The sequence below is a fragment of the Clostridioides sp. ES-S-0054-01 genome (assembly GCA_021561035.1).
In the GTDB taxonomy this organism is placed as follows: Bacteria; Bacillota; Clostridia; order Peptostreptococcales; family Peptostreptococcaceae; genus Clostridioides.
Map to the genome: position 1 here is coordinate 1,878,175 of CP067346.1, position 16,050 is coordinate 1,894,224.

Consider the following 16,050-nt stretch of genomic DNA (forward strand, 5'->3'; position numbering starts at 1 on the left):
ATGAATATTGTTATTGTAGGACTAGGAGTGATAGGAGGCTCTTTTGCCAAAGCATTAAAAAAAGCTGGATATGAAAATGTATTTGGGGTAGACGTAGATTTAGAAACTTTAAAGAAAGCAGAAAAAGCAAGAATCATAAAAAAAGGATGTACTACAGGTGAAGAGTTATTTAAAAAAGCTGATTTAATTATATTATCTATATATCCTAGATTAGTTGTAGATTTTTTGAATAATAATAAAAGCTTTTTTAAAAAAGGAACTATAATTACTGATACTACAGGAATAAAAGAAACACTTATCAATGATGTATTGCAAATTATTCCAGATGATATAGATTTTATATTTGGTCATCCTATGGCAGGTAGGGAAAAAAAGGGAATTGATTTTGCAAGTGAACAGGTTTTTAATGGTGCAAATTACATAATTACTCCAACTGGCAGAAATAACGTAAAGAATTTAGAATTAGTTGAAAATTTAGTTTTAGAGATAGGATTCAAAAGAGTAAAAAAGCTAACTTCACAAAAGCATGATGAGATTATAGCTTTTACATCTCAGCTACCTCATGTTATGGCAGTTGCTCTTATAAATAGTGATGAAGAAGGTAGAGATACAGGTAAATTTATTGGAGATAGCTATAGAGACTTAACTAGAATTGCAAATATGAATGAAGATTTATGGAGTGAACTTTTTTTAGGAAATAGAGATAATTTACTAAAAGTTATAGAAAATTTTGAATCAGAAATAAACTTAGTAAAAGATGCTATCTTCAATGATGATAAAAATAAATTGATAGAATATTTTAAAAAATCATCAATAAGAAGAGAGGCTTTAGAAAAATAAAAATGAATATTTAAGCTATATATAGATGGGTATAAATATAAGCGATAGTATATTTAATTATATTAGTAACTATAGATTCAATATAATTAAATATGCTATTGATATATTTGTACCCTTAAATATTATTATCCTTTAAATGATATTTATTTAAATTGCTCTTTATTAACAATTTATAAAACTTAATTGTAAAAAACAGCTATTAATAGTAAAATAAAGTGAATCAATTATATTATAAGCGCTAAGGAGGGTGAGGTGTAGCTATTTGAAAAAAAGTAGACCAATAGTAAAAAATATGTCAGTAGCATTTATAGTACTATTCTTTTTTAGTATATTTGCATTTTGTTATGTAAGTAATATGGATAGAGTATTAGAATATGAAACAAAAAATTATTTATCCGAAATTAGTGAAGAGAGCAAAATTGCCATTAATAGCAAGTTGACAAGTAATTTAAATGAATTAGAAAATATTTCTAAACTTCTAGAAACAGAGGATGACTTCGATTTAGAAAAGACTTTAAGAATGTTAAAGTCATATAATAAAAGCAGTGATTACAATAATATTGGAATGATTCTACCTAATGGGAAAGGATATGCTGAAGGAGTTTTTGGAACAGATTTTTCAGATAGAGACTATTTTAAACTTGCTATTAGAGGTAAAGCTAATATATCAAAACCATTAATAGATAAAACTACTGGAAAACTTACTAAAACATACGCTGTACCATTGTATAATAAAGAGAGGATAGTTGCTGTAATTGCAGCAGATTATAATGTTGAGTTTATATCTGAATTCTTATCTATTTCTACATTTAAAAATATGAAAATATCAGACCAAGGTGTAGTAGAAGTTAAAGATTCAGAGAAAAAATTTTATATGGCATATACATCTCTAGAAATCAATGATTGGTTTATAGCATCTTTTGTTCCAAAGATGGTTGTATCTAAAAAACTAAATGGATTAATGATAGTTACAATTATTGGATGGATTATACTTTCACTTTTATTTTTAGGCATCATAATTTATATACTGTACTCAAAGGCAAAAAGTCAAAAAACTATAGAAAAAATAGCATATACAGATTCTGTGACAGGTTATTCCAATTGGAAAAAGTTTGAATATGATGTCACAAACTTATTGAGGAAAACATCACAAGATAATAAGCATGCAATGGTTATATTTGATATTGATAAATTTAAAGCAATTAATGATATATATGGTCATAAAAGGGGAAATTTAATCTTAAAAAACATTGCCGATACTTTAAATGAATTGACTGATAGCAATGAAACTTTTGCTCGTGTAAGTGCTGATAATTTTAACATATTATTAACATATAATACAAAAGAGGATATAATAAATACTATAAAAAAGATTATGATAAATAATGAACTTGTAAACTTATCTTTTGGAATTTATGAAATTAAAGATAAGGCTCTATCTGTAAGTGCATATAGTGATAGAGCTTCGCTTGCAAAATCTTCAATAAAAAATAATCGTGATGTAAACTTTGCATTTTTTAATGATAAATTAAGAGAGAAATTGTTACTTGAAGATAAGATAGAAAAAGAAATGGAGTATGCTCTTGAAAATGGTCAATTCGTAATGTATCTACAACCAAAATATAATATTAAATTAGATAAATTTTGTGGAAGTGAAGCCCTAGTCAGATGGCAATATACAGAAAAAGAAGTCATATATCCAGGTGATTTTATACCTATATTTGAAAAAAACGGATTTATTAGAAAGATTGATATGTACATATTAGAACAAGCTTGTAAAGAAATTAGGTCTTTATTTGATAAAGGAATTTCACCTCTACCTATATCTGTAAATTTCTCAAGAGTTGATTTTTTAAAAGAAGACTTCATTTCAAAAATAGTAAATATATGTGATAGATATAAAATACCATATAGTTTAATAGAGATTGAAATTACTGAATCTAGTATGTTTGAAGATACTGATACTTTATTTAATGTAAGTAGAAATCTACAGGATATTGGTTTTATAGTTTCAATGGATGATTTTGGGTCGGGATATTCTTCTGTAAATATGCTTAAAAATATACCATTAAATGTAATAAAATTAGATAGAGGTTTTTTTAGTGATGATAAAGATGCTGATAAGAGTCAAATTGTTATAAAAAGCATAGTCTCTCTAATTAAACAATTAGGAATAAGAGTTGTTGCTGAAGGAATTGAAACAAAAAGTCAAATAGAAATGTTAAAAGAAGCAAATTGTGATATTGTTCAAGGATATTATTTTTCAAAACCATTACCAGTTAAAGAATTTGAAAAATTAGTCTATAAAATATAGTCAATAAGTCTTAAATGGAAGGTGGTGATTAAGTGATAAGAGCAAAATCTTTAAAAAATGTACTGAGTATTGTTTTAATATTTTTATTTACAATAATTTCTTTTTCTGATTTTGCATTTAAAACTAATGTTCAAGAAGAAGAAAATAATAAAGTTAATTTAAAGAAAATATCTTTACAAAGTTCTAATGCTATAAAGATAAAATTAGATAGTTCTTTATCCTTTATTAAAAATGTAGCAAATATGGTTTCATACTTTGATACTATAGATAATTCAGAAATAATTCCATTACTAGCTAGTATATCAAAAGAATCTGATTTTCAAAGAATCTCTATTGTATCTCCTGATGGAACAAGCCATACTAGTGATGGCAAAATTATCGATGTGTCAAATTATCAATACTTTAAGAAAGCAATTAGTGGAGAAAGTAATATATCTGAAGTTGTAAAATCTCAAATTGATAAAAAAGATACTTTTGCTGTAGCTACTCCTATATTTAATAAAAATAACAAAGTGATTGGTATTTTATATGGTTCTTACTATAAGGATAAATTAGCTGAATTTATAGATATAACAAGTTTTAATAGTGAAGGATATATAGATATATTTGAATCTAGTGGGAAGTTTGTTCTAAAATCTTCACATACAAATAAGTTGATTAAATCAAGTAGTAATAATATATATGACATACTTAAAAAGGCTTCTTTTGATGATGGATATAGCTATAAAAAAATATATGAAGATATAAAAAATAACAAGAGTGGTTTTGTGTCATATGAATACAAAGGAGAAAATGGTTATGCTACTTATACGCCAATTGATATAAATGATTGGTATGTGCTTTCTGTGATACCACAACATACTGTAAGAAAAAATATTGATAAAATAAATCAATTAGCATTTTCTCTTATTTTTAAAGTGTTCTTGTTGTTTATTATACTCATAATATATATATTTTATAAAAATAATAAATCTCAAAGACATATACTAAAAGCCAACAAAGAAATATCATCCATTACAAATAGCATTCCTGGAGGAGTACAAAAATGTACTCTTGGCGAAACATGCGAGTTTAATTTTTTAAGTGATGGATTTATAGATTTATTCGGTTATACAAGAGAAGAAATAAAAACATTATTTAATAACAATTTTTATAGCTTAATACATAAAGATGATGTTAAAAGGATAAAAAGAGAAATCTCTGAACAAGTTTGCAAAAACAAAACTATTGAATTAGAATACAGAGTTATAACAAAAAGTGGTGATACAGTATGGGTTTTGGATAAGGGAGAACTCATAACAGAACCTGATGGAAAAGAGTATTTTTGTTGTGTTACTGTAGATATTACTAGAACAAAAAAATTAGAAAAAGAAATGAAACAAAAAAATCTAGAACTTGAAATGGTATCAGAAAATATTTTAGGTGGTATACTTATAACAGAATTTAATGAGGATTTTACTATAAAATATACTAATTCTGGTTATCTTTCAATGATTGGATATACGCGTGAACAGTTAGAAGATGAACTTCAATCCAAAGCATGCAATCTTATTTTCTACGATGATAGAAAAAAGGCTCTTGAAAATATACAACATCAGTTAAATACAAAAGGTATAGCTGTATATGAACATAGAATAAGAAGAAGAGATGGTAATATTATTTGGGTTTCTATAAAAGGAAGACTTATTATTGACGATGATGGTATTAAAAAAGGTATTTGGATTATAACTGATATAACAGACTTGAAAAATGCAGAACAAAAACTTAAAATCAATGAGGAAAGATTTAGAATTGCATTAAAGCAAACATCAAACACCATATTTGAGTATGATATAAAAACTAAGTCGCTTTTAAATACTAGTAAAGAACTTGACAAATATAATATTTATAAAATTGTTGAAAATGTTCCATATTCTCTAGTAGAATCAGGCGTTATTCATAAAGATTTTAGTGATGATTTTATAAATATGTATGAGAATGTAATAAATGGAGCAAAAACAGCAAGTTGTGTAGTTAAGATAAAACTTCCAGATGGAAGTTATATATGGAACAAGATTACTTTGACTACTATTTTTGATGAAGATGGTAATCCTGTAAGGGCAATTGGTATACAGGAAGATATAAGCAAACAAAAAGAAGCAGAGATAAGGTATAATGAAGAAGGTAAATATCATTCAGCGATATTGTCAGAAGCAATGATAACTTATGAAATAAATGTATCAAAGGATACTTTTATCAAAGGAAATGAAAGCTGGCACAAACCATTTGGAATTAAGCCTGACAATAACTATTCTGAAATGGTAAAAACTATAGCAAACAGTATTATCCACAAAGATAATAAAGAAGTATTTTTAAATACATTTTTGTGTAAAAATTTATTAGCTGCATATAAAAACAATGTAACTGAAATAAAATTAGAATATAGAAGAATGAATCAAGAAAATAAAATGATTTGGGTTGTTTGCACAATGCACTTAATAAAAGATTCTATTACAAATGATATAAAAGCTCTTGCTTATGTCAAAGATATTGATAATCAGAAAAAAGAAGAAATCAGATTAAAACTAAAAGCTGAAAGAGATACTCTTACAGGATTATATAATAAAGGTACTACAGAAAAGTTAATTAATGATTTCTTGGATTCTGAGGAAGCAAGTTCAGGAATTCATGCATTTTTAATTGTTGATATAGATAATTTTAAATCTGTGAATGACAATTTAGGACATGTATTTGGAGATAAAGTATTATTTGAAGTTTCTAAACACCTAAAACCTATATTTAGAAAAGATGATATAGTGGGTCGTATTGGTGGAGATGAGTTTATAGCATTCTTAAAAAATATTCAATCTTTCGAGAATGCTAAAAAGAAGGCTGAAAAAATATGTGATATATTTAGGAATTCTTATACAGAAAATAAGAAGACATATAAGATATCTGGCACAGTTGGAATTTCATTTGTTCCAGAACATGGAACTATATTTAAAGAACTTTATCGAAAAGCAGACGTGGCACTTTACTATGCAAAAAGCAAAGGTAAAGATAAATATGCACTTTACGATGATTATATCTATCAGAATGAACTTAAAAATAATATAAGTGATAACAATATAAAAGAATTAAATGAATATGAAAAATCTAAACCAATACTTAAAGAAGTTATTGATTCTATTGATAATTATATGTATATAGTAAATCCAAATACTTATGAACTTATCATTGTCAATAATAAGATAGAAAATCTAGATTTAGGTATAAAATCGGGAGAAACTTGTTACAAGGCATTATTAAAATCTAACAGTCCTTGCAATAATTGTCCTATTAAGGGATTGAAAGAAAATAGACATTCAAAATTCAAAACGGAGACAAATACCTTTGGTACAAACATCAGTATAGCAAGTTGGATTAATTGGATGGAAGGAGAATATAACTGCCTTATAGAGTGTATAGATATTTCTTTATACAAAAAATAAATAAAAAGGATTTTGATGATATGTTAAATAGTATAAGTTTGGTTTTAGGTGTAATATTTACAACTTACTATTTTTATCTTAAAATGGTTTTTGGTAGAATTTCATTTAGTGAAATTTTCTTAGTTGTAGGAGTTCTATTAATTATTTATCAAATCTTTAAAAATAAAATTAAAGAAAAGAAGGTTTTTTGTAAAGTGCTAAAAATAATGAGTAGTATCTTTCTAATAATATTCATAATTACTGAGAGTTTAATAATTTTTTATCCTAAAAACAGTATTGAATCAAAGAGTAATTATCTCTTGATTTTAGGAGCTTCTGTGAAAAGGAATATACCAGGTACAACTTTAAAGGGAAGATTAAATACTGCTTTAAAATATCTAGAAATTAATAACGATTGTTATGTGGTCGTATCAGGTGGTAAAGGTAATGGTGAAAACATAAGTGAGGCAAAAGTTATGAAAAATTATCTCGTTAAAAATGGTATAGATAAGAATAGGATAATAGAAGAAGATAAATCTACGAATACTTATGAAAATTTTAAATATTCAAAGTTAAAGATAGAAGAACATAGTGGAAAAGCAATAAAAGATATAAAAGTAAAAATAATAACGACAGATTTTCATGTTCTTAGGAGTAAAATACTAGCAAATAGAAATGGATATAAAAATATTTCTTTTTATGCTAGTAAGTCAAAGATTTCATTTGTTCCAACTTATTATACAAGAGAATTTTTTGCAATATGGAAAACAATTGTTTTTGACAGATGCTAAATAACGATAAGTAAAAAGAGGCTATCTCAAAATAGAGATAAGCCTTTTTTCATTGTTGAAATTATGAAAATTGATATTATGAATATAGATTGAATATCCATAATATTAATATAAAATAATGTAAAAATAATTTTAATTTTATATTGATTATTCAGAATATAAATAAAAATTGTAAAACTCATTATAAGTTTACATAATATAAATATAGTTAATTAATTTAAAGGTCTTTCAACTTAAATATAGAATTATCCATTTAAATGGATTTTAAGCTTGTTTTTATTAAATAGATATAAAATATCGTATAAATTAATAGCACGTATTTAAAAACTAAAATATAAGGTAGTTATTTTAGAATAAAAATCATAAGTTCAACTAGAGTAAATTAAATGTTGAAATATTTAAGATAAACAATATAAAAATTTTAACTAGTCTCAATATAAAATGCGAATTGAAAGTTATCTAAAACTTAAAAACTATTATCAATAATGCTAAAATTTAAGAGAAACTTTATCATTAATATAAACGTATTTAAATTAAAAATATAAAGTGTAACATAAATATGTGGGGGTAAAATTTATCTTAAAAATGAAAAAATAATAAAAAAATTACTGACATTTAACTGACAAATTAGCATTTTATTTTTATCAAACCATTAAAAATACTAGATATATAAAAAAGAGCATATAATAATGTATTCTATGCCATTTGCTATTATTTGATAGTTTATCAAGTAATGATATAAGTTGTTTTTTTACATACATAATAAAATATTAAAAAGTTGATAGTACAAATAGAAAAAAGAGATGTTATAGAAAAAGAACATAATTACAGTATTAAAATGAAGTGGTACTTTTTTAATTCATTACTATGATTTATTCTATATAAACGTTAAACACACTAAATAGTTTTAATTTTTTAGAAAAAATATTCATATATTTTATTCATGTTAAAGTTTATATATCTAAAAATAATTTTAGAAATTATTATTTTATGTTAATTTTTTATATCTTATAAGGATTATACTTCTCTAGCTAGAAAAATATATAATCTTTGTGTTTTAAAAATAAAAGAATTTTATTCCTATTGTGCATGATGAGAATACTATTTTCTTATATTGGAATAATAATAGTAAATCTATAATATAGAAAAGAGGTATTTTTAGTATGCATGAAAATAAAAAGAATCTATTAGATGGAAGTTTAGCTCAATATAATGATGTAGCAGTTCCAAAAATACCAGTATTTGCTGGTAGTGATATAACTTCAGAAGTTTATTATTTTAAACCTGACCAAGTTCTTAAGGCTCATAGACATCCTAATGGCGAGCAAATATTTGTGTTCCTAAAGGGAGAAGGTAAAATGAAGCTTGGTGAAAATGAATGCGACGTAAAAGATGGTGATACTGTCTTTGTACCAACAGGAGAGTGGCATGAAATTACTAATGGAAGCAAGGAAGAAATGATAGCTGTTCAAATTACAAAAATTAATGCTGGAGCAGAATACAGAGGATAGATATATAAGTACAATTAGTACTTTGATTTCTATTTTATTATATAAACTTTAATCTCAAAATATAAAAAGAGTCTTTTGAAAGACTCTTTTTATATTTTCATATCTTTTATATAGATTTTTTAATTAAATATTCTACTTAAATAAGAAATTTTTTAGTTAAAATTAAATATAGTTTTATTTTATAGTTTTTATGGCAGTCTCAGCAAATTCAGTGTTTACAATATCTTTATAAAGTGCTTCCTTATCTAATTCTTTAGCCTCTTTCATAACAGCCATTAATTTCTTTAATCCTTCTTCTTTTAATACAGGATTTTGAGACCATGCATCTATTGATTTATATCTATCTACAACTGTAATTAAATCTTCTAAAGATATGTCTTCAAAAAAAGGTTGCATAGCTTTAGCTATTTCTTTACTAGGTGCTTGTTGAACCCATAATTGACCTTTATAAACAGCATTTGTAAATCTCTGAATTAAATCTTTATTATTTTTCAGATATGATCTTGTAGTAGAGTAAGCTGTAAAAGGTATTTCTCCAGAATCTTTTCCTATAGATGTGACTATATATCCACTACCTTCTTTTTCCATTGCTGTTGCTGTAGGTTCAAATGCTGTTGTAAAGTCACCCTCTCCACCTGCAAAAGCTCCAGCCATTACACCAAATTGTACATCAGTTCTTACATTAACATTGCCTGCTTTTAGGTTTTCTCCGAGAGTAAGACCTTTTTCTTTTAAAACATATTCAAAAGTCATTAGTGGAACTCCGCCTTTTCTACCACCTAATATTTCTTTTCCTTTTAAATCTTCATAAGAGAAATTAGGCATTTTTTCTCTAGCAACTAAAAAACTACCATCTCTTTTAGTCAATTGAGCAAAGTTTACTGCATAATCGTTTTTGTTTTGATTATATACATATATAGATGCTTCAGGACCCATTAAACCTACATTTGCTTCACCTGAAATCAAAGCAGCCATAGTTTTATCTGCACCTTGAGTATTTATAAGGTCAATCTTTATACCTTCATCTTCAAAGAAACCTTTGGTAATAGCAGCATACTGTGGAGCATAAAAAACAGAATGAGTAACTTCTGCTATAGTTACTTTATCTAGATTTTTGGATGAAGAAGATTCATCTGTTTTGCCATTAGAGTTAAAATCACATCCAGTTAGACATATTGTGCTTACAATGATAGAGCTTACTATTGCGACTATTTTTTTAAACATAACAAATACCTCCCATAAGACATACGAATAATATATAGTATTAAATACTTATTATAGTTGTTACAAAAATTTATCTCTACTTATAATATTTCTACAAAAACTTAATAATAAATTTGAGTTTTATGTTTAGTTTTTTTAGTAATGTGTAATATTGAATAAATTATATTGATTATTTATAAGCTAGGTAATAAAATTAAAATAATATCATTTTTTGCCTATTATATATAAAGAAAAAATTTGTTGATAATATAAATTAGATTAATTTATATGAAAACAATTTATTTATATAAACTTTTATTATTTTTGTGTGAAATAATAAAAGTTTATCTTTTGTATTTAATAGAGTGTTACTAAACAAAAATAATTAAAATGGAGGAAAATATATGAAACAGAATAAATATGATAATAATGAATTCTTTGACAAATACAGTAAAATGGAACGTTCTATAAATGGACTAGCAGGTGCTGGAGAATGGCATATTTTTAAAAAAATGTTACCTGATTTTAAAGGAAAACGAGTTTTAGATTTAGGTTGTGGATTTGGATGGCATTGTCAATATGCAGTTGAGAATGGAGCAAATTCTGCTGTTGGAATAGACATTTCAGAAAAAATGCTAAAAGAAGCTAGAAACAAAACACAATTTGATAATATAAAATACATATGTATGCCTATTGAAGATATTAATTTTCCAAAAGATAGTTTTGACGTAGTTATTAGCTCTTTGGCATTTCATTATATTCAATCATTTGAAGAGATATGTAAAAATATAAGTAGTTGCCTTTCAAACGGAGGTGACTTTGTATTCTCTGTTGAACATCCTATATTTACTGCATATGGAACTCAAGAGTGGTACTGTGATAAAGATGGTAATAATCTACATTGGCCAGTAGATAGATATTTTGAAGAAGGAGTACGTAAGTCAAATTTTCTAGGAGAAGAGGTTATAAAATATCATAAAACACTAACAACTTATCTAAATACTTTAAATAAAACTGGGTTTGAAATACTAGAAATTATTGAGCCTCAACCAGAAGAAAAGCTGTTAGATACAATTCCTGAGATGAAAGATGAGCTACGCAGACCTATGATGCTACTTGTAGCTGCACGAAAAAAATAAATGAAAAACAAAGAACTATTGTAGAAAGTAACTATACTAGTGGTAGGCAAAAGTACTGAGTGCTTTTGCCCTTTTTGTCAATTTAGAATTATACTTCAACGTAATATATTTCATTTCCATTTTGTTCTATAAGCTTTTTCATATCTTCAAACTTTAAAAATACAGTAGCAGTATTATCATTGGGATGTATACCTATTTTATCCATTTTTAATAAATCTTTATCAAATACAACTTTTACAACAGCCTCGGTATCATTTAATATACCAAAAGGAGTCACAGCTCCTTTAGTAAGTTTCAAGTATTTTTGAAGTCTTTCTTCTGATGCAAAACTAAGAGGTTTACTATCAATTTGTTGACGAATATCTTTTAAATCTGCTTTTTTGTCTTTACCTAATACAACTAAAAAATGTTCTTTTCCCTTAGCATCACGAAGAAATAAATTTTTTACAACGAATTCCATATGTAATGTTTTTAATTTTTCCATTTCTTCAATCGTATAAACTGGTGGATGATTTACAGTTTCATAGGATATATCTAATTCATCTAATTTTTTATATACTTCCTGCTGTTGATTGTTCATATTATCCTCCTATTAAAAATTTGTATTATATATAAATAATATTATCACAGAATACTTTAAAAGAAAACGCTTTATGTAATATAAACAGTAGATTATCTTTTTATAAAAAATCAAGAATACTTAATATAACTTAAAAAACTAAACAATTTCTAAAAATAACTTGAAAATAGAACCTTATTTGCCATTTATAAATTATATAAAAAGAGATTATATAAAGCCATATATGAAAAAACTATATTATACTATCTTTTCTTTTTGGAATAAACTATACTTTAAATATAGATATTTAATTTTAATAAATTTTACAGTATTAACAGTAAATTATCTTAGAAAGGAATGTGCTTTATATGTCTACAGACAAAGTTGTTGGAATCATAGATGAAGAAACGGCAGAACTCGCAGGAATTGAATATACTGGTAAAATTTATGCTTCTTCTGGTGTTATAAAACATATAAAGAAAAAACATAGATGTCAATTGAGTAAGGATATTGTTAGGGATATAATAGATACTATAAAAATGGTACTAAAGTCCCCTGAATATATAGGAAGTCATCCTAAAAAACCTAGAAAAAGCGTGGAGTTTATAAAAAAAATTGATGATTATATTTTAGTGGCTACAGAATTAGATACAAAAAAAGGCTATTTATATGTCTCTTCACTGTATGCTATAAAAGAAGCAAAGTTAGAAAGTAGAATAAACAGTGGAAGAGTAAAACAATATTATGGTTAACATAATATTATTAAATTTTCAAAAGTATTGAAAAATATTATCATATAAGTTATAATATAAATATACATGTAAATATTTATTAGTTAGATTTGAGGTTGGAAAAGGCACCCAATACGCTACTATGGAGTAGTTAATAGAGATGCAGGATACGCCGCCCTGCCAGGTCTAATTAAATTAAAAAGAGAGGATTAATTCCTCTCTTATTGTTTTTTGAAACACTAATTTAATTTATACAGAAAGATTGAAGTATATTTATACTAAAAAAGTTTTTAGTCATCCATGCTTATTTAATCAAATAAGATATTTAATTTATCATCTATATCTGATAAATATTATATTTAATAAAATAAAAATATATAGAAAATCCTTATAAAATTTTAGATTGTAGCAGATAGGGAGCAATTAAAAGAATTTTTATTGATTTTTAAAAATTTAGTTAGAAACTATATCATTATGGTAAAAAATGTATTATAATGTTTAAAAATATTATAATAAGGAGCGATTAAATATGAGTTTATCAAAGAAAATAGAGGATAAAAGAAAAGCTAAACAAAGAGCTGAAAAAGTTAAAAAAGCTAAAATTGCTACAGCTGGTGTGGTATTAGGAGCTGTTACTGGTGCAGTGAGTGGAGTACTGTTGGCTCCAAAATCGGGAAAAGAGACAAGAGAAGATATAAAAGATGCTTCACAACAAATTGCTGAAAAAATAAATATGAAAACTGTGGATGTAAAAGGTAAGGTATCTGAGAAGCTAGAAGATAGAAAAGGAAACTTTATAGAATCAAAGAAAAAAATAAAAAAATATATAGATAATAAAAAGAGTATTGAAAATTCTAATGAGGAAGATAAAATAATGGATATTGTTGAACCAGTTAGTGTTACTGAGGAATAATATGAACAATACAATAACAATTAACATAAGTATAATATATGTATTATTAGCTATACTTGGGTGTATTGCTTTAGTTTATTTAATTATTGTACTTTCTAAACTACATAAGATTTTAAATAATGTTGGGACTATGTTAAGTGAAAATACTCAAAATATAAATGCAACTTTAAATAATCTTCCTAGTGTTGTAGAAAATTTTGGAGAAGTAGGGGAAAACATGAAAGACGTAACAGAAGTGGTTACTGAGGTTACAGCAGATTTTCTTGTTACTAAAGACAGTGTTAAATCAAATATGGATGTTATAGTTGATATATTGACTATAATTAAAAATATTTTTCTAGATAAAAAATAATATGTTTAATATAAAAGAAGTCTAGAAGATATAATTTAAACGACCTTAAAATAGTATTTATAAGGTCGTTTTTTATTAGTTTAATTTGATATTATGTGTTTTAATTATTGGTAATATTCCTCTTTATCATTTGAACATATATATCTATGCTTGTTGTTTCAATTACATCCATAAGAACATCTTTACATTCAAGCTCAAAATCTTCCATTCCTTCTAAATAGTCATCATCTTCATCAAAAAAGATATAAGAATTATATAACCATTCTTCAAATTTTTCTTCAAGTACATCCCAATACGAATTCCAAAATAATCCACAACCTGACATATAAGATGCTCTACTTTCATTTATATAAATCTCGTTTAGGAGCTTTTGTAATTTACTGCTATAAAGTAAATCTGCTTTTCCACTGCTTGATATTAATTCATTTAAATCTTCTATTGACATTAATTCAACTTTACCACTTTTATCATAAGGAGTATAATTTTCATCAACCCATTTATATGGTTTGTTTTCTCTGCATACTGTTGCTATTAGCTCTACAACTTTTGTTCTTATCATTTTTTCTTTGTCCTAACTTATTGATTTTTTTATAAGATAATCATAATTTTATAATTTATCTATTTGTTTTAATGCTAATTTAACAGTTTCATATCTATCAGCACCATTTATTACGACATCACCTTTTACAAGTTTATTAGCTTCCCCACCTACAACATAAACCTTTTTACCTAAACCTTGCTTATAGCTAGATGCTTCAACTATTAAAGAATCCTTTAATTGCCAGTGTAAAATTTGAGCAGTCACTTTGTCAACATCGCCTGCATAAACGATTACATTTTCGTACATTTTATTTCCACCTCCTCCTTGAGAATTTGATATAGATTTGTTTAATATACCTTCTGCTATCAATTTAGCGACTTTATCTTTATTGTTAACATAATAATCTGTATCTGCTTTACTATCTACAAAACATACTTCTATTAATATTGCTGGTGCAATGGTATGATTAAGCCAATAAAGACCTCTAACATCAGACTTTGCACCCCTATTTTTGAATACTGTAGCTAACTTAGTATTCACTCTTTCTGCATATGTTTTTTCACTATTAGTTTTATATATTGTTTCTGTTCCTACTGGAACTGAAGTTGTGACATTTGAATTAAAATGAATTTGAACAGCTAAATCAGTTTCTTGTTTATTTGCTATAGCACACTGGTCTGCTAAATGATTATTTGATTCATCAACTCTTCCTGTATAAACAGTAGCTCCACCTATTTTAAGCCATTTAACAATTAAGTCATTCAGTATTCTTGTTTCTTTGCTTTCGTTTATATACCCAACAGCTCCTGTACCTTTTCCAATTAAAGTGTGTCCTGGTATTATCACTACTTTCAAATTAATATCTCCTTTACAATTAAATTTAACTTCTATTTAATATATGCATAGCTCAGAATTTTGTTTCTTTTTATATCTTATACTTTTATTATAATCAATTTTGTAAAATTATAGAATATTAAGTAAGAAGTATTAAAGTCATAATTTTGTATATAAGACATTACTTGATTTCAACAATTTTAGAGCATATTCATCTATTCTATATCCAGTTCTATAATATATATGTTTAATTCCAGATTGAATTATAGCCTTAGTACAATTTAAACAAGGAAAATGAGTTACATAAATAGAGCAATCTTTAACTGAAATACCTTCTTTTGCACAATAATAAAGGGCATTTTGTTCAGCATGAATGGTTCTAATACAGTGTCCATCTCTCATTTCATGACCAACTTCACTACAATGCTTATCTCCAGAAATGCTACCGTTATATCCAGTAGACACGATTCTATTTTCAGAGTTGACAATTATAGCTCCTACATAAGCTCTATCACAAGTACCTCTTTCAGCTACTGTTTCACACAATCTCATAAAATATTCTTGCCATGAGCATCTGCTTTCAAGTTTTTTATCCAAATCATATACCTCCAAAATTTATATCTAATATATAAGATTTATACCTTAAAAATAACATTAAAAACAAATTTATATGACAAATAAAGTTTATTAATATTAAATTTATTTCAAGTTATTTTACCTTAAATTAAAGTTCTAAGGAAGTTAAAATTATATATATATTTCGTCATAATATAAAATGTTACAATATAAAAAACTGTCTCAATAAAATAGAGACAGTTTTACAGTCAAAGTTTATAATACAAGTTCATATTTTTCTTTAAATTCTTTTACAGC

At 25.6% G+C, this 16,050-nt stretch carries 14 protein-coding genes; 9 read left to right on the plus strand and 5 right to left on the minus strand.

The annotated features are described in order from the left end of the window. From JJC02_09070 to JJC02_09090, 5 genes are all read left to right on the plus strand, one after another. Positions 1 to 840 (plus strand): prephenate dehydrogenase, encoded by an 840-nt coding sequence (locus JJC02_09070; GenBank protein ID UDN56276.1) that lies wholly within the window; start codon positions 1 to 3, stop codon positions 838 to 840. Positions 841 to 1,801: 961 nt separating this feature from the next. Continuing rightward, positions 1,802 to 3,154: a bifunctional diguanylate cyclase/phosphodiesterase gene (locus JJC02_09075; GenBank protein UDN56407.1), complete on the plus strand. Its 1,353-nt coding sequence runs from the start codon at positions 1,802 to 1,804 to the stop codon at positions 3,152 to 3,154. A 32-nt stretch (positions 3,155 to 3,186) separates the two neighbouring features. Next, the gene (locus JJC02_09080; protein UDN56277.1) at positions 3,187 to 6,624 is read left to right on the plus strand and encodes a PAS domain-containing protein; all 3,438 of its coding nucleotides are present in this window, start codon (positions 3,187 to 3,189) and stop codon (positions 6,622 to 6,624) included. A gap of 20 nt (positions 6,625 to 6,644) precedes the next feature. Beyond that, entirely contained in the window at positions 6,645 to 7,394 is a 750-nt protein-coding gene (locus JJC02_09085; GenBank protein ID UDN56278.1) for a YdcF family protein, read from the plus strand. 1,163 nt (positions 7,395 to 8,557) lie between these two features. Then, the gene (locus JJC02_09090; GenBank protein ID UDN56279.1) at positions 8,558 to 8,905 is read left to right on the plus strand and encodes a cupin domain-containing protein; all 348 of its coding nucleotides are present in this window, start codon (positions 8,558 to 8,560) and stop codon (positions 8,903 to 8,905) included. Positions 8,906 to 9,079: 174 nt separating this feature from the next. Here JJC02_09090 and JJC02_09095 read toward each other — a convergent pair whose 3' ends face one another. Further along, the gene (locus JJC02_09095) at positions 9,080 to 10,129 is read right to left on the minus strand and encodes an ABC transporter substrate-binding protein (protein UDN56280.1); all 1,050 of its coding nucleotides are present in this window, start codon (positions 10,127 to 10,129) and stop codon (positions 9,080 to 9,082) included. Between the two features lie 383 nt (positions 10,130 to 10,512). Here JJC02_09095 and JJC02_09100 point away from each other — a divergent pair, with 383 nt between their 5' ends. After that, positions 10,513 to 11,247 (plus strand): class I SAM-dependent methyltransferase, encoded by a 735-nt coding sequence (locus JJC02_09100; GenBank protein UDN56281.1) that lies wholly within the window; start codon positions 10,513 to 10,515, stop codon positions 11,245 to 11,247. A gap of 88 nt (positions 11,248 to 11,335) precedes the next feature. On the opposite strand, the gene JJC02_09105 is transcribed toward JJC02_09100, so the two are convergent. Next, on the minus strand, positions 11,336 to 11,827 hold the full coding sequence (locus tag JJC02_09105; GenBank protein UDN56282.1) for a prolyl-tRNA synthetase associated domain-containing protein: 492 nt from the start codon (positions 11,825 to 11,827) through the stop codon (positions 11,336 to 11,338). Positions 11,828 to 12,174: 347 nt separating this feature from the next. On the opposite strand from JJC02_09105, the gene JJC02_09110 reads away from it, so the two are divergent. The 3 genes from JJC02_09110 to JJC02_09120 all read left to right on the plus strand — a co-directional run bounded on the left by JJC02_09110 (position 12,175) and on the right by JJC02_09120 (position 13,802). Then, the gene (locus JJC02_09110) at positions 12,175 to 12,558 is read left to right on the plus strand and encodes a hypothetical protein (protein ID UDN56283.1); all 384 of its coding nucleotides are present in this window, start codon (positions 12,175 to 12,177) and stop codon (positions 12,556 to 12,558) included. 508 nt (positions 12,559 to 13,066) lie between these two features. Next, positions 13,067 to 13,450 carry a YtxH domain-containing protein gene (locus JJC02_09115; protein ID UDN56284.1) on the plus strand — a complete coding sequence of 128 codons (384 nt, stop codon included), beginning with the start codon at positions 13,067 to 13,069 and terminating at the stop codon, positions 13,448 to 13,450. A 1-nt stretch (position 13,451) separates the two neighbouring features. Beyond that, the gene (locus JJC02_09120; protein UDN56285.1) at positions 13,452 to 13,802 is read left to right on the plus strand and encodes a hypothetical protein; all 351 of its coding nucleotides are present in this window, start codon (positions 13,452 to 13,454) and stop codon (positions 13,800 to 13,802) included. A 100-nt stretch (positions 13,803 to 13,902) separates the two neighbouring features. Here the strand turns inward: JJC02_09120 and JJC02_09125 are convergent, their stop codons facing one another. From JJC02_09125 to JJC02_09135, 3 genes are all read right to left on the minus strand, one after another. Then, on the minus strand, positions 13,903 to 14,361 hold the full coding sequence (locus JJC02_09125; GenBank protein ID UDN56286.1) for a hypothetical protein: 459 nt from the start codon (positions 14,359 to 14,361) through the stop codon (positions 13,903 to 13,905). Positions 14,362 to 14,409: 48 nt separating this feature from the next. Then, positions 14,410 to 15,198, minus strand: a complete 789-nt coding sequence (locus JJC02_09130; GenBank protein ID UDN56287.1) for an N-acetylmuramoyl-L-alanine amidase — start codon at positions 15,196 to 15,198, stop codon at positions 14,410 to 14,412. Positions 15,199 to 15,336: 138 nt separating this feature from the next. After that, positions 15,337 to 15,774, minus strand: coding sequence for a cytidine/deoxycytidylate deaminase family protein (locus JJC02_09135; protein ID UDN56288.1), 438 nt, complete (start codon positions 15,772 to 15,774; stop codon positions 15,337 to 15,339). Positions 15,775 to 16,050 lie beyond the last annotated feature (276 nt).

What these genes read in the sequence shown, in the direction of transcription:
- JJC02_09070 (UDN56276.1), top strand. Translation starts at nt 1, where the DNA reads ATGAATATTGTTATTGTAGGACTAGGAGTGATAGGAGGCTCTTTTGCC.
- JJC02_09075 (UDN56407.1), top strand. Translation starts at nt 1,802, where the DNA reads ATGATAGTTACAATTATTGGATGGATTATACTTTCACTTTTATTTTTA.
- JJC02_09085 (UDN56278.1), top strand. Translation starts at nt 6,645, where the DNA reads ATGTTAAATAGTATAAGTTTGGTTTTAGGTGTAATATTTACAACTTAC.
- JJC02_09090 (UDN56279.1), top strand. Translation starts at nt 8,558, where the DNA reads ATGCATGAAAATAAAAAGAATCTATTAGATGGAAGTTTAGCTCAATAT.
- JJC02_09095 (UDN56280.1), bottom strand. Translation starts at nt 10,129, where the DNA reads ATGTTTAAAAAAATAGTCGCAATAGTAAGCTCTATCATTGTAAGCACA.
- JJC02_09100 (UDN56281.1), top strand. Translation starts at nt 10,513, where the DNA reads ATGAAACAGAATAAATATGATAATAATGAATTCTTTGACAAATACAGT.
- JJC02_09105 (UDN56282.1), bottom strand. Translation starts at nt 11,827, where the DNA reads ATGAACAATCAACAGCAGGAAGTATATAAAAAATTAGATGAATTAGAT.
- JJC02_09110 (UDN56283.1), top strand. Translation starts at nt 12,175, where the DNA reads ATGTCTACAGACAAAGTTGTTGGAATCATAGATGAAGAAACGGCAGAA.
- JJC02_09115 (UDN56284.1), top strand. Translation starts at nt 13,067, where the DNA reads ATGAGTTTATCAAAGAAAATAGAGGATAAAAGAAAAGCTAAACAAAGA.
- JJC02_09120 (UDN56285.1), top strand. Translation starts at nt 13,452, where the DNA reads ATGAACAATACAATAACAATTAACATAAGTATAATATATGTATTATTA.
- JJC02_09125 (UDN56286.1), bottom strand. Translation starts at nt 14,361, where the DNA reads ATGATAAGAACAAAAGTTGTAGAGCTAATAGCAACAGTATGCAGAGAA.